This is a genomic window from Salmonella sp. HY31, assembly GCF_042604575.1.
In the GTDB taxonomy this organism is placed as follows: Bacteria; Pseudomonadota; Gammaproteobacteria; order Enterobacterales; family Enterobacteriaceae; genus Salmonella; species Salmonella diarizonae.
Window position 1 is genome coordinate 3,071,514 of record NZ_CP170479.1, and the last position, 18,676, is coordinate 3,090,189.

The following is an 18,676-nucleotide window of genomic DNA, read 5'->3' on the forward strand; positions in this document are numbered from 1 at the left end:
CAGCACCGGGTTACCCCGGCACTGTTGCTGTATGGATTAACAGGAGTGTAATCAAACTACGGCGATTTTGCACCTGTTCCGTGTTAGCGTGTCTTAATAACCAGACGATTACTCTGTTTTACCTCTTCCATCACTACGTAAGTTCGGGTGTCGTTCACACCTGGCAAGCGCAGCAACGTCTCTCCCAATAATTTTCGATACGCTGACATATCCGGTACACGGGTTTTCAACAGGTAATCGAAATCGCCGGAAACCAAATGACACTCCTGAATCTCTTCAAGCTTTTGCACGGCGGCGTTAAACTGTTCAAACACGTCCGGCGCGCCGCGATTTAAGGTAATCTCAACGAATACCAGAAGTGACGCATCCAGATAATGCGGGTTCAGCAGCGCCGTATAGCCCTGGATAAACCCCTGTCGTTCCAGCCGACGTACACGCTCAAGGCAAGGTGTCGGCGAAAGTCCTACTCGTTTAGAAAGCTCGACGTTGGAAATACGCCCATCCTTTTGCAGTTCATTAAGAATGTTACGATCGATACGGTCGAGATCTTTGCCAGGGCGCTTCTTGCTATCTACCATTATTATTGTCTCTCTGTATTCCTTCCCTACTCCTGCCTGACTCTACTCACATCACTGTTCAGAGTCGCTGCCCATCACAATAGACCGAAACCCAGAGGGATTAACGGCGCGCAATGCCTGGGTCTATGGTGAGAAGACCGTTGCCTCGCGGCAGCTATCAACATCACGAATGGCGTCTGTCCACGCCATGCGTAGATTTCACTAGCCCGGTAAACATGGTATTTACATGCATGATTATGCAGCACATACATAACACAGTTTTTTTCTTCCTCGAATGTTTTCGCAAAACAGCAGGTGATTGTCAAAGCAAAACATCGTTTTTTAGTACAACATGCCAGTTATTCATTAGAGAGGGCGGTAAACTGTCATTTTGTCACCTTATAAGTCACCGATTTTAAGTAAAATTTGTGATAATCACGCCGCTGTAGTGGTCGTTCATCGGTTCATGCTATTACACGTATTGTTAACAAAATCGTTATGCTCTTTTTTTACGTCTGTAAATTCCCTACAATTCTGCCCATTGTCTGCCAACAACTATGGGGATCTCATGGGCACGACCAAACACAGTAAGCTGCTTATTCTGGGCTCAGGACCGGCGGGATATACCGCGGCGGTGTATGCCGCGCGCGCAAATTTACAGCCGGTACTTATTACCGGTATGGAAAAAGGCGGTCAACTGACTACCACGACGGAAGTGGAAAACTGGCCCGGCGATCCAAACGATCTAACCGGTCCTCTGCTGATGGAACGCATGCATGAACACGCGGAAAAATTTGCTACTGAGATCATTTTCGATCACATCAATAGCGTGGATCTGCAACACCGTCCCTTCCGCCTGAAGGGCGACAACGGCGAGTATACCTGCGATGCGTTAATTATCGCGACCGGCGCTTCCGCGCGCTATCTGGGTCTGCCGTCTGAAGAAGCCTTTAAAGGACGCGGCGTTTCCGCCTGCGCAACCTGCGACGGTTTCTTCTACCGCAATCAGAAAGTGGCGGTGATCGGCGGCGGCAACACAGCGGTTGAAGAAGCGCTTTATCTGTCCAACATCGCTTCGGAAGTGCACCTTATCCATCGCCGTGACGGTTTCCGCGCTGAAAAAATCCTGATTAAGCGCCTGATGGATAAAGTCGAAAATGGCAATATCATCCTGCACACCAACCGGACGCTGGAAGAAGTGACCGGCGATCAGATGGGCGTCACCGGTCTGCGTCTTCGCGACACGCAGCAGAGCGATAATATAGAGACTCTGGACGTCGCCGGACTTTTCGTGGCCATCGGTCATAGCCCAAACACGGCGATCTTCGAAGGGCAGCTTGCGCTGGAAAATGGTTATATCAAAGTTCAGTCCGGCACCCATGGCAACGCCACACAAACCAGCATCCCTGGCGTATTCGCGGCGGGTGACGTCATGGATCATATTTACCGTCAGGCGATCACCTCTGCAGGTACGGGCTGTATGGCGGCGCTGGATGCCGAACGCTATCTCGATGGTCTGGCCGACGCGAGCAAATAGTTTTTACAAATCAGTAACAAAAGTAAAAAAGGCGACTATAAGTCGCCTTTATTTTTGCGTCGTTGTAACATTGCCCCAGCCTGAAATTCCAATAACTCACCTGCTAAGCGTGCAATGAATAAAACCCGTCAAAAAGAGCTGACCCGCTGGTTAAAACAGCAAAGCGTAATCTCCCAACGGTGGTTAAATATTTCCCGCCTGTTGGGGCTCATGAGTGGCGTATTAATTGTCGCTCAGGCCTGGATCATGGCGCGTATCCTGCAGCATATGATCATGGAGAACATTCCACGGGAAGCGCTGTTGCTCCCTTTTATCCTGCTGATACTGGTCTTTGTCCTCCGCGCCTGGGTGGTGTGGTTGCGCGAGCGCGTCGGTTTTCATGCCGGGCAACATATTCGCTTTGAGATCCGCCGTCAGGTGTTGGATCGTCTGCAGCAAGCCGGCCCCGCCTGGATTCAGGGCAAACCCGCCGGGAGCTGGGCAACGCTGGTGCAGGAGCAGATTGACGATATGCATGACTATTATGCGCGCTATCTGCCGCAAATGGCGCTTGCCATTTGCGTACCGCTCTTAATCGTGGCGGCGATTTTCCCGTCAAATTGGGCGGCGGCGCTGATTCTGCTGGGCACCGCCCCGCTCATTCCCTTATTTATGGCGATGGTGGGGATGGGCGCGGCTGACGCCAATCGCCGCAATTTCCTGGCGCTTGCCCGACTAAGCGGCCATTTTCTTGACCGTCTGCGCGGGATGGAAACGCTGCGAATTTTCGGTCGCGGCGAAGCGGAAACCGACAGCATTCGCGCAGCATCACAGGATTTTCGTCAGCGCACGATGGAAGTACTGCGCCTCGCCTTTTTATCTTCCGGCGTGCTGGAGTTTTTCACCTCGCTTTCTATTGCGCTGGTCGCCGTTTATTTTGGCTTCTCTTACCTGGGCGAACTGAACTTTGGTCATTACGGTACCGGCGTGACGCTCGCCGCCGGGTTCCTCGCCTTAATCCTCGCGCCGGAGTTTTTCCAGCCGTTACGCGACCTCGGCACGTTTTATCATGCTAAGGCGCAGGCGGTTGGCGCGGCGGATAGTCTGAAAACTTTTCTGGAAACCCCCCTCGCCCACCCGGCGCGCGGCGAAGTTGAGTTGGCGGAAAACGAACCTGTAACCATTGACGCGATCGATCTCATTATCACCTCGCCAGAAGGCAAAACGCTTGCCGGGCCGCTGAATTTCTCATTAGCGTCAGGAGAACGCGCCGTCCTGGTAGGACGCAGCGGTTCCGGTAAAAGCTCTCTGCTGAATGTACTATCCGGTTTTCTCTCCTATCAGGGATCTTTGCGTATTAACGGTGTCGAGCTTCGCGAGCTCTCGCCGGAATCCTGGCGCCAGCATCTCTCCTGGGTCGGACAAAACCCGCAATTACCTGCGGCGACGCTAGGCGAAAACGTATTACTGGCGCGCCCGGACGCCAGTGAGCAGGAACTTCACGCCGCGCTTGACGCCGCATGGGTAAGCGAGTTTTTACCGCTGCTACCGCAGGGAGTGGATACTCCGCTCGGCAATCATGCCAGCAGACTTTCTGTCGGCCAGGCGCAGCGTGTAGCGGTCGCCCGTGCGCTACTTAACCCCTGTCAACTGCTGCTGCTGGATGAACCGGCGGCAAGCCTGGACGCTCACAGCGAGCAGCACGTCATGCAGGCGTTAAAAGCGGCGTCAAAACGCCAGACCACATTAATGGTGACGCATCAACTGGAAGACCTCGCCGACTGGGATGCTATCTGGGTTATGCAAGATGGCGCGATTGTCGAACAAGGCAGTTATGCCGAACTCAGCGCCGCCAACGGCGCTTTTGCGACGTTATTGGCTCACCGTCAGGAGGATATTTAAATGCGCGCGCTACTCCCTTATCTGACGCTTTATAAACGCCACAAATGGATGCTAACGCTGGGAATTGCGCTGGCAATCCTGACCCTGCTTGCCAGTATCGGGCTACTGACGCTTTCCGGCTGGTTCCTGTCTGCGTCCGCTATTGCAGGCTTCGCGGGAATTTACAGTTTTAACTATATGCTCCCGGCGGCAGGCGTTCGCGGCGCAGCCATTACCCGTACCGCCGGTCGTTATTTTGAACGTCTGGTAAGTCATGACGCCACCTTCCGCGTGCTGCAACATCTGCGTATTTATACCTTTAGCAAACTTTTACCGCTCTCCCCCGCGGGTCTGGCGCGTTATCAGCAAGGTGAACTGCTGAATCGCATCGTTGCCGACGTCGACACGCTGGATCATCTCTATTTGCGCGTCATCTCCCCGCTGGTCGGCGCTTTTGTGGTGATTATGATTGTCACCCTGGGGCTCAGCATTCTCGACGTTACGCTGGCGATCACGCTGGGCGGCATTATGCTGTTGACGCTGTTTATTATGCCGCCAGTGTTTTATCGCGCCGGCAAAAATACCGGCCAAAATCTGACGCATCTACGTGGTCAGTATCGCCAGCAACTCACGTCATGGTTACAGGGCCAGGCGGAACTCACCATTTTTGGCGCCAGCAAACGCTATCGGGCGCAAATGGAAGCCACCGAATTACAATGGCATGAGGCCCAACGCCGGCAGTCTGAACTGACCGCCTTATCGCAGGCGTTGATGCTGCTGATTGGCGCGTTGGCGGTGATGTTAATGTTGTGGATGGCCTCCGGCGGCGTTGGCGGCAATACGCAGCCCGGCGCGCTCATCGCGCTGTTTGTCTTCTGCGCGCTGGCGGCTTTCGAGGCGCTTGCGCCCGTTACTGGTGCATTTCAGCATCTGGGACAGGTTATCGCCTCCGCACTTCGTATTACTGAGTTAACGGAGCAAAAACCGGAGGTGGCCTTTCCGCAGACAGAATCTCTCGCGCTGGAAAAGGTCACGCTCACCCTGCGGGACGTTTCGTTTCGTTATCCCGACCAGCCGATTAATGCGCTCAGTGCCCTTTCATTACAGGCTACCCCTGGCGAACATGTCGCTATTCTGGGGCGTACCGGCTGCGGAAAATCAACGCTGTTGCAGCTACTCACCCGCGCCTGGGACCCGCAACAAGGCGAAATTCTGCTCAACGATCTTCCGCTATCCTCGCTGAGCGAATCCGCCTTACGCCGGACTATCAGCGTGGTGCCGCAGCGTGTCCACCTGTTCAGCGCCACGCTGCGTGATAATTTATTACTGGCGGCGCCCAATGCCAGCGACGAAGCCCTTTCCGACATGCTGCGTCGCGTCGGCCTCGAAAAACTGCTTGAAGATAGTGGGCTTAATAGCTGGCTCGGCGAAGGCGGTCGACTGCTATCCGGCGGCGAACTTCGTCGTCTGGCCATCGCTCGCGCGCTGTTGCATGATGCCCCGTTAATGCTGTTGGATGAACCTACTGAGGGATTAGATGCGACCACCGAGAGCGAAATGCTGGAATTACTTGCCGATGTGATGCGCGAGAAAACCGTCCTGATGGTGACTCACCGTTTGCGCGGTCTGGCCCGTTTTGATCAAATTATCGTAATGGACGACGGACGCATCATTGAGCGGGGTACTCATGCAGAATTGTTAGCCGGACAAGGGCGCTATTATCAGTTTAAACAACGTCTGTAAGCTATTATTGAACGATCCGACTTGCGTACTGGAGTTTCGCCGTCATGCGTCTGGTTCAGCTTTCCCGACATTCTATCGCCTTCCCTTCGCCTGAAGGCGCTTTACGCGAGCCTAACGGTTTACTGGCGCTGGGCGGCGATCTCAGCCCTGCCCGGTTGTTAATGGCCTACCAGCACGGGATTTTTCCGTGGTTTTCGCCGGGCGATCCGATTCTGTGGTGGTCGCCCGATCCGCGTGCCGTGCTGTGGCCTGAAAAGTTTCACCTCAGTCGCAGCATGAAACGCTTTCACAACGCCTCCCCTTACCGTGTGACGCTCAATTACGCTTTCGACCGGGTCATTGATGGATGCGCCAATCACCGTGACGAAGGCACCTGGATAACACGCGGCATTGAGGAAGCCTATCGCCGATTACATGAATTGGGCCACGCGCACTCCATTGAAGTGTGGTGCGATCAGGAATTGGTCGGCGGGATGTATGGCGTCTCGCAGGGGGCGCTGTTTTGCGGCGAATCGATGTTTAGCCGCCAGGAGAATGCCTCTAAAACCGCACTGCTGGTTTTTTGCGCTGAATTTACTCATCACGGCGGAAAACTTATTGATTGTCAGGTGCTTAATAGTCATACCGCCTCGCTTGGCGCAATTGAAATTCCACGTCGCGACTACCTCGATCACCTCGTGTGCTTACGCCAACAGCCGCTGACCTCCCATTTTTGGGTACCACGTACATTATTTTTGCCCCGGAAGTGAATGTTTTCGGCACATTTTTTATTGGGGTGTTATAATTGCTGCCGCAGAATTGGTTTAGCTCATTATCCCGCAGCCCGCTGTCAGGTAACGCCCATCGTTTATTTCACCGTTCCCTTATATGTTGCGCTTATGTCGATACATCAGGCGGTAGTATCAGGGAAAAGGTGTATAGCGCGGCGTTGTCGTGTGTCGCGGAATCATGCGCTAAACCTGGTTTGCTGTGTTTTAAACGCACAAATCTTTACTTATCAAAAGAACTTCGGCATTATCTTGCCGGTTCAAATTATGGTAGTGATACCCCAGAGGATTAGATGGCCAAAGAAGACAATATTGAAATGCAAGGTACCGTTCTCGAAACGTTACCTAATACCATGTTCCGCGTAGAGTTAGAAAACGGTCACGTGGTTACTGCACACATCTCCGGTAAAATGCGTAAGAACTACATCCGCATCCTGACGGGCGACAAAGTGACCGTTGAGCTGACCCCGTACGACCTGAGCAAAGGCCGCATTGTCTTCCGTAGTCGCTAATTGTCCCCCTACGCCCTGAAGGGCGACTGGATAAAAGGTCGGTTTAACCGGCCTTTTTTGCGTCCATTAAATAGATGAATGACGAGCAGGTTACTCTTCCACCATGCGCGCATACTCTTCTGTCAAAAAATCGACCAACGCGCGTACGGAAGGTAATAATCCTCGCCGGGATGGAAACACAGCATGAATCACCTCCCGCCGGGGCTCCCACTCTTCCAGCACTGCGACCAGTTCACCGGCGGCCAGTTGTTCTTTCACCATTAAAATAGGCAACTGAACAAGTCCCACGCCCGCCATCGCCGCCTCGCGTAGCGCCAACATGTCGGTGGTAATCATACGCGGGGTGAAATGGACTTCCGCACGCGCGCCCTGCGGGCCATAAAGTTCCCAGCGGTGGATATGCTTACCTGATGCAAGACTTAGCCCTGGCCAATGGCTCAACTCCGCCGGGGCGGAAGGGCTTCCCATCCGTGCGATGAGATCCGGGCTGGCAAACAGACGATGCCCTCTGTCGGCCAGGACGCGCATCACCAGATCGCTATCCTCAAACGGGCGTGGCCTGACGCGAATCGCCACATCCACCCCCTCCCCTACGACGTCCACCCGACGATTGGTCGCTTCAAGTTGTAGCGAAACATCAGGATAGCGCGCCATAAACTTCGCCAGCATTGGGCCGATGTGTACATGCAGCAGCGTCACTGGGCAGGTCAGCTTCACGATACCGCGAGGTTCTACCTGCAACGCGGCAATGGCATCCTGCGCCGCCTGAGCTTCCACCAGCATCGCTTTACAGTGCTCATAGAATGTTTGCCCCACTTCGGTAACGTTAAACTGCCGCGTGGTTCGCTGAATCAATCGCACGCCCAGCCGCTCCTCCAGTTGCGCAATACGCCGACTCAGTTTTGATTTTGGTTCATCAAGCGCCCGCCCCGCCGCAGCAAACCCCCCCTCTTCGACCACATGTACAAACCACGCAAAATCATTGAGATCCGTTTTTATCATTACATTGTCCTATTAATGGAACGGTATGAGCCATTTTAGCCACTACCGAACCTTTTGTCATGAATATAAGCTTATTCACATCAAGACAGCGCCATTGAGGAGAACACCATGAAACAGATTACAGGCGTCTATACCGCACCTCGCCCGCACTGGGTTGGCGATGGATTTCCGGTTCGTTCACTCTTTTCTTATCAGTCACATGCGCAGCAGTTGAGTCCATTTCTGCTGCTGGATTATGCCGGGCCGCACTCATTTACGCCAGGTAATGAAAAACGCGGCGTTGGAGAACATCCACACCGCGGTTTCGAGACCGTGACGATTGTTTATAGCGGCGAAGTCGAGCATCGGGACTCTACCGGTCGCGGAGGCGTTATCGGCCCGGGCGACGTTCAGTGGATGACCGCAGGCGCAGGTATTTTGCATGAAGAGTTCCACTCCGACGCCTTTACCCGTCAGGGTGGCGAACTGGAAATGGTGCAGTTGTGGGTCAACCTTCCAATGAAGGACAAAATGACCACCCCGGGTTATCAAAGCATCAACCACGATGTTATCCCGACCGTTACGTTGCCGGATGACGCCGGAACCGTGCGCATCATCGCGGGGCGTTATGAAGAGACAAAAGGCCCGGCGCATACTTTCTCGCCGCTCAATGTCTGGGATATGCGCCTGCAACGCAATCGCCAGCTCACGCTGTCTCAGCCGGAAGGATGGAGTACTGTCAACGCCACGATGTTTGACCGTTATTTGCCATTTTCATGCCCGCTAAGATACTTTCGTTACTGATGCTGTCCGCTTTTCACCATTTCATCATCACTGATTGGCGTTGTGTTTTTGGTCAGCACTCCAGCTTTACGTTTCTCTTTTAACCGGTAACTCTCTCCTTTGATATTCAGCGTGGTTGAGTGATGTAGCAACCGATCCAGTATCGCTGTTGCCAGCACGTGATCTCCGAACATTTCTCCCCAGTCTGCGAACCCTTTGTTTGACGTCAGTATGATGCTCGCTTTTTCATATCGACGGTTCAGTAGCCGGAAGAACAGGCTGGCTTCCTCTCTGTTCATCGGCAGATAGCCTATTTCATCCAGGATCAACACCCGGGCATAACTCAGTTGCTGCAGCTGACGCTCCAGACGGTTTTCCTGTTTCGCTTTCATCAGTGTCGCGATCAGTCTGTCCAGTGGCATAAACAGTACCCGATGTCCCGCATCCACCGCTTTCACGCCAAGAGCTATGGCCAGATGAGTTTTTCCGACACCAGGAGGTCCCAGCAGGATCACGTTTTCGCTGCGCTCCACGAACGCCAGACCAGCCAGTTCCCGGACAACCTTACGGTCGATGCCCGGCTGGAAGGTAAAGTCGAACTGCTCCAGCGTTTTGACCCACGGCAGACGAGCCTGCTTCAGCCTGGACTCCATACCGCGCTGATGCCTGCCGTTCCATTCCTGCTGTAGCGCCATGCACAGGAACTCCCGGTAGTTCAGCTCTTTTTTAGCTGCCTGTTCCAGCAGGCTTTCAACGTGATAACTCAGATGCTCCATTTTCAGGCGACTCAGCAGGACTTCCAGCTCATGCATCACAACAGCTCCTCATAGGCACTCAGTGGTCGATGTTCCACCTGACTGACCTGCTGCCAGAGCGGGGCGTGATGCTCCGGCACTGTCTGCCAGCCAGACGATGCCGAACAGAGGCGATGTGAGGCCACCAGTTTCTCATTACTGTAGATCCGCAACTCGTCATCCAGCGATATTCGTATCGATACCGGCTGACCACACAGCGCTTCGGGAACGCTGTAACGATTACCACCAACCTCGATATAGCTGTCCCAGGACACATGGCGGATATCGAAGTAACTGGTATCGAAGTCCGTATCCGGTAACGGCTGCAGATGTTCCTGCTCCAGCGCGAAGCGCTGTTCCGGCGTTTCTTTGAACTGGCGAAGTTCCCGTTTGTCAGCCACATCGGCTATCCATTGCTCCAGTTGTTGATTAACATGAGTGAAGCTGTCGAACCTGCGGTACCGGACGAAGAAGTTCTCCTTGAGGTATTTCACCATTCGCTCAACCTTACCTTTTGTTCTGGCCCTGCGTGGACGGCATGCCCGTGGCAGGAAGTTATAGTGGTCGGCCAGCAACAGGAATCCGGAGTTGAACACGACTTTCCCGTTGTTATTCTTCAGCACCGCAGCCTTCTGGTTATCAACCAGCACCGTTTTCACACAACCACCGAAGTAGCGGAAGGCGCGAACCAGTGATTCGTAGGTATGCTCAGCATCCTGTTTTGGTGCTGCGAAGACATGGAAGCGGCGGGAGAACCCCAGCGTATTAACCGCAAAGTTAACTTTGCACCGTTGCCCGGCAACCTCCACCTCAACTTCGCCCCAGTCGTGCTGGAGCTGGTATCCAGGCTGAGTTTCGAAGCGAACTGTTCTTTTTGACGGACGCATTTTACGTTTGGGCTGGATGTAGTAACGCAGCATGGAACGTCCGCCCGTATAACCCATTGCCTTAATCTCCGCGAAGATAACCTCACTATTCCAGACATTCTCTGCCAGGCGCATGTCGATGTAATCCATAAACGGTTTCAGCTTAACCATTTTGTGGCGGGTCTTTCTGGCTGGCGGTTCAGGGTATTTGAGGTAGCGTCTGACCGTCCGTTCAGAGCAACCAATCTGAGTCGCAATATCGACAATGTACGCGCCCTGCTGGCGCATTTGCTTTATCATGTAAAAGTCCTCTCTGCTCAGCATGTTGATGTCCTTTCTGGTGTGAGAACCTTAAGGAAACAACATGTTGGGTGGAGCGGACAATCCAAATGGTGAATTACCGTCTTATATCACTGGCGCTGACAGTACCGCGCTGGTGGTACTGAAAGGCAATATCACGGTGAACGGCACGACGCCGGTCAACGAAGCGCAACTGGTGGTATTGAGCCAGCAAGGGAAAACGCTGCACCTTGAGGCCAGCAGCGACGCCAGCGTATTGCTGTTATCAGGCGAGCCGCTGAATGAACCGATTGTGGGTTACGGCCCATTTGTTATGAACACGAAACAAGAGATCGCAGAAGCAGTACGCGATTTCAACTCCGGCCGTTTTGGCCAAATCTGAAAACATGAAGGAGAACACGATGTCCAGTCCTGCTAATTTTAATGGTTTGCGCCCGGTAATTGATGTTAACGATTCCGTGATGCTTTTAATCGATCATCAAAGCGGTCTTTTCCAGACCGTAGGCGATATGCCAATGCCCGAATTACGCGCTCGCGCAGCGGCGTTGGCGCAGATGGCGACGCTAGCGAAAATGCCGGTCATCACCACAGCATCCGTACCGCAAGGTCCGAACGGCCCGCTGATCCCGGAGATCCACACTAATGCGCCGCATGCGCAGTACATTGCGCGCAAAGGTGAAATTAACGCCTGGGATAACGAAGATTTCGTTAACGCGGTAAAAGCGACCGGTCGTAAGACGCTGATCATTGCCGGGACGATTACCAGCGTATGCATGGCATTCCCGGCCATTAGCGCGGTAGCGGAAGGTTATAAGGTATTTGCCGTGATCGACGCCTCCGGCACCTACAGCAAGATGGCGCAGGAGATCACCCTGGCACGTATCGTGCAGGCTGGCGTCGTACCGATGGATACCGCCGCGGTCGCCTCTGAGCTGCAAGGCACCTGGAACCGTGAATACGCCGCCGCGTGGGCCGACGTTTATACTCAGGTATTCCCGGCATATCAACTGCTGATCGAAAGCTACAGCAAAGCGCAGGATGTGGTGAAAAACAACGAGATGTTGGATTCACAGCGCTAATTTGCCTCCCCGCGCCAGTTTGGGCGGGGATTATGTCTATTGCATGAGCAAACGACAGTGAATATGTAAATTCTGCTTGACCGTTTTAGCGCAACTCCCTATAGTAGCGCCCCGTTGCCCCCAAGCGGTCAGGCAGCAATACAATATGGTGAGGTGTCCGAGTGGCTGAAGGAGCACGCCTGGAAAGTGTGTATACGGCAACGTATCGGGGGTTCGAATCCCCCCCTCACCGCCATCTTAAAGAAAGAGCTCGTACGAAAGTACGGGCTTTTTTTTCGTATATTGCCCCATCATTGCCGGATGGCGGCACAGGCGTCTTATCCGGCCTACCGCGAGCACAGCGCCATCAGACATGAATACTATTATCCGGCGTAAAAAAACCGGGCGCTAAGGCCCGGTTTGTACGACAGTGAAACGAAGATTAATGCGCGGCTTCCGGCTTATGCTTTTGCGCACTCTGAAAGCCATACGTCAACGCATTTTTCTCTTTATCCAGCGCGACGGAGACCTGTCCGCCGTCAACCAGCGATCCAAACAGCAACTCATTGGCCAGCGGTTTTTTCAGGTTATCCTGAATCACACGCGCCATTGGTCGTGCGCCCATCGCCCGGTCATAGCCCTTTTCCGCCAGCCAGTCGCGCGCTTCCTGACTAACTTCCAGGGAGACGCCTTTCTGATCCAACTGAGCCTGCAACTCGACGATAAACTTATCGACAACCTGATGAATCACCTCGCCAGACAGATGATCGAACCAAATAATGTTGTCGAGACGGTTACGGAACTCCGGCGTAAACACTTTCTTGATCTCACCCATCGCATCGGTACTGTTGTCCTGATGAATAAGACCAATAGATTTACGTTCGGTTTCTCGCACGCCGGCGTTGGTGGTCATCACCAGCACCACGTTACGGAAATCCGCTTTACGGCCGTTGTTATCGGTCAGCGTACCGTTATCCATCACTTGTAGCAGCAGGTTAAAGACATCCGGGTGTGCTTTTTCGATCTCATCCAGCAGTAGCACCGCATGAGGATGCTTAATTACTGCATCCGTCAGCAGCCCGCCCTGGTCGAAACCGACGTATCCCGGAGGCGCGCCGATCAGACGGCTCACCGTATGACGTTCCATATATTCGGACATATCGAAACGCAGCAGCTCAATACCCAGCGCTTTTGAAAGCTGTACCGTAACTTCGGTTTTCCCTACGCCAGTTGGCCCGGCGAACAAGAACGAGCCGACAGGTTTATGCTCATGGCCCAGCCCCGCACGACTCATCTTAATAGCTTCGGTCAACGCCTCAATCGCGTTATCCTGGCCGAAAACCAGCATTTTCAGTCGATCGCCCAGATTCTTCAGCGTATCGCGATCGCTCTGCGAGACGCTCTTTTCAGGAATTCGCGCAATTCGCGCCACTACGGACTCAATATCCGCCACGTTGACCGTTTTCTTACGTTTGCTCACCGGCATCAGACGCGCCCGAGCGCCCGCTTCGTCAATCACGTCAATGGCTTTATCCGGCAGATGCCGGTCATTGATATATTTTACCGCCAGCTCAACCGCAGCACGCACCGCTTTCGCGGTATAACGCACGTCGTGGTGCGCTTCGTACTTAGGTTTCAAGCCGTTGATAATTTGCACCGTCTCTTCCACCGAAGGCTCGGTAATATCAATTTTCTGGAAACGGCGCGCTAATGCGCGGTCTTTCTCAAAGATATTGCTGAATTCCTGATAGGTTGTTGAGCCGATCACCCGGATCTTGCCGCTGGAGAGCAGCGGTTTAATCAGATTTGCCGCATCCACCTGTCCGCCAGACGCCGCGCCCGCGCCGATAATGGTATGGATTTCATCGATAAACAGGATGCTGTTGGTATCCTGCTCAAGCTGTTTCAGCAACGCCTTAAACCGTTTTTCAAAATCGCCGCGATATTTGGTGCCCGCCAGCAGCGAACCGATATCCAGCGAGTATAGGGTGCAATCGGCCATCACTTCCGGCACATCGCCCTGTACTATACGCCAGGCCAGTCCTTCGGCAATCGCCGTTTTGCCGACGCCGGACTCCCCCACCAGCAACGGGTTATTTTTACGGCGACGACACAATACCTGGATCGCGCGTTCCAGTTCTTTTTCACGACCAATCAGCGGATCGATGCCGCCCACGCGAGCAAGTTGGTTAAGATTCGTCGTGAAGTTTTCCATACGTTCCTCCCCGCCAGCTTGTTCGTCGCTAGTTGGCTGATTGCCGAGATCGGAAGATTGGCTCGGTTCGTCTTTTCGCGTCCCGTGAGAAATAAAGTTCACGACATCCAGACGGCTCACTTCATGCTTACGCAGCAGATAAGCCGCCTGTGATTCCTGTTCGCTAAAGATAGCCACCAGCACATTCGCGCCAGTCACTTCACTGCGCCCGGAAGACTGAACATGGAAGACAGCGCGTTGCAGGACACGCTGGAAACTTAACGTCGGCTGCGTATCACGCTCTTCTTCACTGGCAGGCAGTACGGGTGTGGTTTGTTCAATGAAGGCTTCGAGTTCCTGACGGAGCGCCACCAGATCCACGGAGCATGCTTCCAGCGCTTCGCGAGCCGATGGGTTGCTGAGCAGCGCCAGCAACAGATGCTCGACGGTCATAAACTCATGACGGTGCTCGCGCGCTCTGGCGAAAGCCATGTTTAAACTGAGTTCCAGTTCTTGATTGAGCATAGGCACCTCCCCCAATTTTTATACCTGCATTCAGGCTTTTTCCAGCGTACACAGCAACGGATGCTCGTTCTCCCTTGCATACTTGTTCACCATCGCCACTTTGGTTTCCGCCACTTCGGCGGTAAACACGCCACAGATGGCTTTGCCTTGATAGTGAACTGCAAGCATCAATTGCGTTGCACGTTCTACATCATAAGAAAAGAATTTTTGTAACACGTCAATAACAAACTCCATCGGAGTGTAATCATCATTGACTAATATCACTTTATACATAGATGGTGGTTTCAGCGCGTCGCGCACGTTATCTTCCACCAACTGGTCAAAATCCAGCCAATCGTTCGTCTTACCCATTGTCAGTCGTCATTATCGGTTACGGTTGCCGGCAGGAAAATCTGCCGCTGACCAGAGTCTATGCACACAATCAATCTACCTCAATTGATAGATAACTAACATCTATCAGTACCATCCGCGACCTCTGTCACATTCCCGGCAATAGCGTTAACTGCTTCAAATTTTTGATTCATTTTTACCCGTTTCCCCCTGCCTGATGCTTGACGCCTCGCCTGATTTCTCTAAATTGTACTGTCGAGAGTTGGTGAGGTTTTGAACAGCCCCCACTCCGTCACCGGTTCATTCCATCTTACTTATATAAGATTTACGAAGGATGTCGAAGCATGGAAACGGGTACTGTAAAGTGGTTCAACAATGCCAAAGGGTTTGGTTTCATCTGCCCTGAAGGCGGCGGCGAGGATATTTTCGCCCATTACTCCACCATTCAGATGGATGGTTACAGAACGCTTAAAGCCGGGCAGTCTGTCCGGTTTGATGTACACCAGGGGCCAAAAGGCAATCACGCCAGCGTCATCGTGCCCATCGAAGCAGAGGCCGTTGCATAGCTCCTCTGTCTCATTGTGTACATCCAGGAGGCAAAATGCCAGCCCGATCGGCTGGCATTTTTATTTCTGGCTGATAACGCCATTGCCTGAAGGTGACGCTATTGCGTCTTGTCAGACCTACAAATGACGTCAGCAAGATTACTCCCTTGCCAGCGCATCCACCGGGTCCAGTCGCGCCGCGTTTCTCGCCGGTAGCCAGCCAAACAGTATCCCAGTAAACGTCGAACATAAAAACGCGCTCGCCAGCGCAGTCAGTGAAAAACCGATCTCCCAGCCGGGCAGGAAAAACTGTAGCATAAATGCGATTAACATCGACACGCTAATCCCCAGCGCCCCGCCAACCAGACAGACCAGCACCGCTTCAATAAGAAACTGCTGTAGCACATCGCTGGCGCGTGCGCCTACCGCCATACGGATGCCGATTTCACGCGTTCGCTCGGTGACGGAAACCAGCATAATATTCATAACGCCGATGCCGCCGACAACCAGCGAAATGACGGCCACCAGCGTCAGAAATAACTGAAGAATATAGGTGGTTTTTTCAGCAGTTTTCAGGACGCTGTCCATATTCCAGGTGAAGAAGTCTTTTTTACCGTGACGTAATGTGAGCAGGCGGGTAAGCTGCTGTTCAGCCAGATCGCTATTAACGCCATCCTTCACACGAACGGTGATCGAGTTAAGCCATGACTGACCCATTATGCGATCTGACATCGTGCTGTAGGGCAACCAAACTTGCAACAGATTGCTATTGCCGTACATGGACTGTTTCTCTTTCGCCACGCCAATAACAATAACCGGCATATTACCCACCAGCACCACTTCCCCTACGACATTCGCTTTATTTGGAAATAGCTGGCGTCGCGTGTTGGCATCCAGCACCACCACCTGCGCGCGATCCCGTTGCTGTACCGTATTGAAGGTATTCCCCTCGCTAAAGGACATGCCGTAAACGTTAAAATAATCGCCACTAACGCCATTAGCATTTACGGCAATATCAATATTGCCATAGCGAAGACGTAAGCTCTTTGAAACGCTGGGCGTCGCAGAGTTAACCCACGGCTGTTTCTGAATAGCGACCAGATCATCATATTTCAGCACCTGGCGATACTGTGGGTTGTCGTCACCGAAATCTTTGCCCGGATGAATATCAATCGTGTTAGTGCCCATTGCGCGGATATCCGCCAGCACCATCTGTTTTGCGGCGTCGCCGACCACCACAATCGACACCACCGACGCAATACCGATAATAATTCCCAGCATGGTAAGTAAAGTACGCATTTTATTAGCAGCCATTGCTAACCACGCCATCGCCAGCGCTTCGCGAAAGCTGCTGGCAAATTGACGCCAGCCGGAAGCCATATTAACCGCGGCAGTGGTAACGCCTTGTTCGCGTTTCTTTTCCTGCGCGAGCGGGTTATGGACAATCTTGCCATCGTGAATTTCAATAACGCGCTCAGCCTGGGCGGCAACCAGCGGATCATGCGTCACAATGATCACCGTATGTCCGCGATCGCGCAGTTGGTGCAAAATCGCCATCACCTCTTCGCCGGAGTGACTATCCAGCGCGCCGGTCGGCTCATCCGCCAGAATCACTTGTCCGCCGTTCATCAGCGCGCGGGCAATACTGACACGCTGCTGCTGTCCACCAGAAAGCTGCGAAGGATGATAATCGACGCGATCGCTTAGTCCCAATCGCTGGAGCAACTCCCTGGCGCGTGCCTGTCGTTTTTTGCATTCAATGCCAGCGTAGACGGCAGGGATTTCAACGTCTTGCGCCGCCGTTAAATGCGACAACAGATGGTAGCGCTGAAAGATAAAGCCAAAATGCTCACGCCGCAGCTGCGCCAGCGCGTCCGGGTCCAGAGTCGAGACGTCCTGCCCCGCCACCCGATAAGTGCCGCTGGTCGGTTTATCCAGGCACCCAAGGATATTCATCAGCGTTGATTTTCCAGAACCGGAAACACCGACAATCGCCACCATCTCCCCGGCGTGGATTTGCAGGGAGATATCTTTCAACACCGCCACCTGCTCTTCTCCGGAGGGGTAGCTGCGGCTCACATTGCACAGTTCAAGCAATGCCGTCATGGCGTCGCTCCCGGCCTGTCCTCGCCGATGATCACTTCATCGCCCGCTTCCAGACCTTTAACCACTTCTACGTCTGTATCATTACGCTCGCCAATGACGACTTCACGCTCACGTTTTTCGCCGTTACGCAACAGCGCCACTTTATAACGATTGTCGCCCACCGGTTCGCCAAGCGCGGCGAGGGGAATAATCAGCACATTTTTTACATCCATGAGTTGAATATAAACCTGCGCGGTCATATCAAGACGCAAAATTCTTTTGGGGTTCGGGACTTCAAACCGGGCGTAATAAAAAATAGCGTCGTTGATCTTTTCCGGCGTCGGCAGAATATCTTTTAAAACGCCTTCATAGCGCGTTTGCGGATCGCCTGCAATGGTGAACCATGCTTTCTGCCCCGCTCGAAGGTGGATCACGTCCGCTTCTGAGACCTGCGCTTTTACCAACATGGTGCTCATATCCGCCAGCGTCAGAATATTAGGCGCCTGCTGAGCTGCAATCACCGTTTGTCCTTGCAGGGTAGTGATTTGCGTCACTTCCCCCGCCATCGGGGCAACAATACGGGTATATTCCAGGTTGGTTTTCGCGGTGTCCAAAGAGGCCCGATTACGTTTGATCTGGGCATCAATGGTGCCAATACGCGCCTGTTTAACCGCCATCTCCGTCGCGGCGGTATCCAGATCCTGTTGCGATACCGCCTGAGTCTTAGCTAACTGCTGCTGGCGCGTCAGCGTAACCCGCGCCAGTTTTAACTCAGCGGCCGCCTGCTGACGCTCCGCGTTCAGCTCCATCAGGGTGGCCTCGACCTCTTTTATCTGGTTCTCCGCCTGCTCGGGATCAATCACGCCGAGTAGCTGATCCTTTTTAACGTTATCGCCAATAGAGACCAGCAGCGTTTTCAACTGGCCGCTCACCTGCGCGCCGACATCCACTTTACGCAACGCGTCCAGTTTTCCAGTCGCCAGTACACTCTGTTCAAGATCGCCTGGCCGCACGATTAATGTCTGATAAGTTGGCAGCGGCGCATTTAGCATTCGCCAGCCAGCTATCCCCCCTACTAAAAGAATTAAAATAATGACCAGATAACGCTTTTTAAATTTCTTTCCCTTAGCACGCATAGAAATCCTGACGGCAAAATTTTAACCAGAAAGTAAACCGAATCTAAACAAACCTAACGTAATAAAGATAACGCCGGCCGTATTGACGATTGGTTAATGTTTC

The 18,676-nt window shown here is 53.2% G+C and carries 16 protein-coding genes, 1 tRNA gene and 2 pseudogenes; 11 read left to right on the forward strand and 8 right to left on the reverse strand.

The genetic code is table 11. From position 1 onward, the window contains the following. Nucleotides 1–83: 83 nt before the first annotated feature. Nucleotides 84–578 (reverse strand): leucine-responsive transcriptional regulator Lrp, encoded by a 495-nt coding sequence (gene lrp, locus ACE15A_RS14590; protein WP_000228469.1) that lies wholly within the window; start codon nt 576–578, stop codon nt 84–86. Between the two features lie 547 nt (nt 579–1,125). On the opposite strand from lrp, the gene trxB reads away from it, so the two are divergent. The 6 genes from trxB to infA all read left to right on the forward strand — a co-directional run bounded on the left by trxB (nt 1,126) and on the right by infA (nt 6,976). Continuing rightward, nucleotides 1,126–2,094, forward strand: coding sequence for a thioredoxin-disulfide reductase (gene trxB, locus ACE15A_RS14595; RefSeq protein WP_053509600.1), 969 nt, complete (start codon nt 1,126–1,128; stop codon nt 2,092–2,094). A gap of 114 nt (nt 2,095–2,208) precedes the next feature. Continuing rightward, nucleotides 2,209–3,975: a cysteine/glutathione ABC transporter permease/ATP-binding protein CydD gene (gene cydD / locus ACE15A_RS14600; RefSeq protein ID WP_053509598.1), complete on the forward strand. Its 1,767-nt coding sequence runs from the start codon at nt 2,209–2,211 to the stop codon at nt 3,973–3,975. Further along, a complete protein-coding gene (gene cydC / locus ACE15A_RS14605; protein WP_023248447.1) occupies nt 3,976–5,697 on the forward strand; it encodes a cysteine/glutathione ABC transporter ATP-binding protein/permease CydC in 1,722 nt (573 codons plus the stop codon). Between the two features lie 44 nt (nt 5,698–5,741). Then, the gene (gene aat, locus ACE15A_RS14610; protein ID WP_023248448.1) at nt 5,742–6,446 is read left to right on the forward strand and encodes a leucyl/phenylalanyl-tRNA--protein transferase; all 705 of its coding nucleotides are present in this window, start codon (nt 5,742–5,744) and stop codon (nt 6,444–6,446) included. Beyond that, on the forward strand, nt 6,447–6,830 hold the full coding sequence (locus ACE15A_RS14615; RefSeq protein ID WP_044136385.1) for a hypothetical protein: 384 nt from the start codon (nt 6,447–6,449) through the stop codon (nt 6,828–6,830). After that, complete coding sequence (infA, locus tag ACE15A_RS14620) at nt 6,758–6,976, forward strand: translation initiation factor IF-1 (protein WP_001040187.1); 219 nt, start codon at nt 6,758–6,760, stop codon at nt 6,974–6,976. The genes ACE15A_RS14615 and infA overlap by 73 nt, the downstream gene beginning before the upstream one ends. Before the next feature lie 90 nt (nt 6,977–7,066). Here the strand turns inward: infA and ACE15A_RS14625 are convergent, their stop codons facing one another. Continuing rightward, entirely contained in the window at nt 7,067–7,978 is a 912-nt protein-coding gene (locus ACE15A_RS14625) for a LysR family transcriptional regulator (protein WP_053509596.1), read from the reverse strand. Nucleotides 7,979–8,086: 108 nt separating this feature from the next. On the opposite strand from ACE15A_RS14625, the pseudogene ACE15A_RS14630 reads away from it, so the two are divergent. Beyond that, nucleotides 8,087–8,695, forward strand: a pseudogene (locus ACE15A_RS14630) (pirin family protein); the annotation flags it as partial. 59 nt (nt 8,696–8,754) lie between these two features. On the opposite strand, the gene istB reads toward ACE15A_RS14630, so the two are convergent. Beyond that, nucleotides 8,755–9,552: an IS21-like element IS21 family helper ATPase IstB gene (gene istB / locus ACE15A_RS14635; protein WP_000544830.1), complete on the reverse strand. Its 798-nt coding sequence runs from the start codon at nt 9,550–9,552 to the stop codon at nt 8,755–8,757. Then, nucleotides 9,552–10,724, reverse strand: coding sequence for an IS21-like element IS21 family transposase (gene istA / locus ACE15A_RS14640; protein ID WP_000952373.1), 1,173 nt, complete (start codon nt 10,722–10,724; stop codon nt 9,552–9,554). Before istA ends, istB begins: the two co-directional genes overlap by 1 nt. 100 nt (nt 10,725–10,824) lie before the next feature. On the opposite strand from istA, the pseudogene ACE15A_RS14645 reads away from it, so the two are divergent. The 3 genes and pseudogenes from ACE15A_RS14645 to ACE15A_RS14655 all read left to right on the forward strand — a co-directional run. Continuing rightward, nucleotides 10,825–11,082 (forward strand): annotated as a pseudogene (locus ACE15A_RS14645) (pirin-like C-terminal cupin domain-containing protein); the annotation flags it as partial. A 19-nt stretch (nt 11,083–11,101) separates the two neighbouring features. Beyond that, a complete protein-coding gene (locus ACE15A_RS14650) occupies nt 11,102–11,779 on the forward strand; it encodes a hydrolase (protein ID WP_053510023.1) in 678 nt (225 codons plus the stop codon). A 147-nt stretch (nt 11,780–11,926) separates the two neighbouring features. Further along, a tRNA-Ser gene (locus ACE15A_RS14655) sits at nt 11,927–12,014 on the forward strand. Between the two features lie 186 nt (nt 12,015–12,200). Here ACE15A_RS14655 and clpA read toward each other — a convergent pair. Continuing rightward, complete coding sequence (clpA, locus tag ACE15A_RS14660) at nt 12,201–14,477, reverse strand: ATP-dependent Clp protease ATP-binding subunit ClpA (protein WP_053510025.1); 2,277 nt, start codon at nt 14,475–14,477, stop codon at nt 12,201–12,203. Nucleotides 14,478–14,507: 30 nt separating this feature from the next. Continuing rightward, on the reverse strand, nt 14,508–14,828 hold the full coding sequence (gene clpS, locus ACE15A_RS14665) for an ATP-dependent Clp protease adapter ClpS (protein ID WP_000520786.1): 321 nt from the start codon (nt 14,826–14,828) through the stop codon (nt 14,508–14,510). A gap of 323 nt (nt 14,829–15,151) precedes the next feature. Between clpS and cspD the strand changes: the two genes are divergently transcribed. Further along, the gene (cspD, locus tag ACE15A_RS14670) at nt 15,152–15,373 is read left to right on the forward strand and encodes a cold shock-like protein CspD (protein ID WP_000447499.1); all 222 of its coding nucleotides are present in this window, start codon (nt 15,152–15,154) and stop codon (nt 15,371–15,373) included. Nucleotides 15,374–15,511: 138 nt separating this feature from the next. Here the strand turns inward: cspD and macB are convergent, their stop codons facing one another. Both macB and macA read right to left on the reverse strand, forming a co-directional pair. Continuing rightward, nucleotides 15,512–17,458: a macrolide ABC transporter ATP-binding protein/permease MacB gene (gene macB, locus ACE15A_RS14675; RefSeq protein WP_053510027.1), complete on the reverse strand. Its 1,947-nt coding sequence runs from the start codon at nt 17,456–17,458 to the stop codon at nt 15,512–15,514. Then, nucleotides 17,455–18,573, reverse strand: a complete 1,119-nt coding sequence (gene macA, locus ACE15A_RS14680; protein ID WP_023249476.1) for a macrolide transporter subunit MacA — start codon at nt 18,571–18,573, stop codon at nt 17,455–17,457. Before macA ends, macB begins: the two co-directional genes overlap by 4 nt. Nucleotides 18,574–18,676 lie beyond the last annotated feature (103 nt).

Excerpts from the sequence above, each read along its gene's own strand:
- lrp (WP_000228469.1), bottom strand. The coding sequence starts at position 578 with ATGGTAGATAGCAAGAAGCGCCCTGGCAAAGATCTCGACCGTATCGAT.
- trxB (WP_053509600.1), top strand. The coding sequence starts at position 1,126 with ATGGGCACGACCAAACACAGTAAGCTGCTTATTCTGGGCTCAGGACCG.
- cydD (WP_053509598.1), top strand. The coding sequence starts at position 2,209 with ATGAATAAAACCCGTCAAAAAGAGCTGACCCGCTGGTTAAAACAGCAA.
- cydC (WP_023248447.1), top strand. The coding sequence starts at position 3,976 with ATGCGCGCGCTACTCCCTTATCTGACGCTTTATAAACGCCACAAATGG.
- aat (WP_023248448.1), top strand. The coding sequence starts at position 5,742 with ATGCGTCTGGTTCAGCTTTCCCGACATTCTATCGCCTTCCCTTCGCCT.
- ACE15A_RS14615 (WP_044136385.1), top strand. The coding sequence starts at position 6,447 with ATGTTTTCGGCACATTTTTTATTGGGGTGTTATAATTGCTGCCGCAGA.
- infA (WP_001040187.1), top strand. The coding sequence starts at position 6,758 with ATGGCCAAAGAAGACAATATTGAAATGCAAGGTACCGTTCTCGAAACG.
- ACE15A_RS14625 (WP_053509596.1), bottom strand. The coding sequence starts at position 7,978 with ATGATAAAAACGGATCTCAATGATTTTGCGTGGTTTGTACATGTGGTC.
- istB (WP_000544830.1), bottom strand. The coding sequence starts at position 9,552 with ATGCATGAGCTGGAAGTCCTGCTGAGTCGCCTGAAAATGGAGCATCTG.
- istA (WP_000952373.1), bottom strand. The coding sequence starts at position 10,724 with ATGCTGAGCAGAGAGGACTTTTACATGATAAAGCAAATGCGCCAGCAG.
- ACE15A_RS14650 (WP_053510023.1), top strand. The coding sequence starts at position 11,102 with ATGTCCAGTCCTGCTAATTTTAATGGTTTGCGCCCGGTAATTGATGTT.
- clpA (WP_053510025.1), bottom strand. The coding sequence starts at position 14,477 with ATGCTCAATCAAGAACTGGAACTCAGTTTAAACATGGCTTTCGCCAGA.
- clpS (WP_000520786.1), bottom strand. The coding sequence starts at position 14,828 with ATGGGTAAGACGAACGATTGGCTGGATTTTGACCAGTTGGTGGAAGAT.
- cspD (WP_000447499.1), top strand. The coding sequence starts at position 15,152 with ATGGAAACGGGTACTGTAAAGTGGTTCAACAATGCCAAAGGGTTTGGT.
- macB (WP_053510027.1), bottom strand. The coding sequence starts at position 17,458 with ATGACGGCATTGCTTGAACTGTGCAATGTGAGCCGCAGCTACCCCTCC.
- macA (WP_023249476.1), bottom strand. The coding sequence starts at position 18,573 with ATGCGTGCTAAGGGAAAGAAATTTAAAAAGCGTTATCTGGTCATTATT.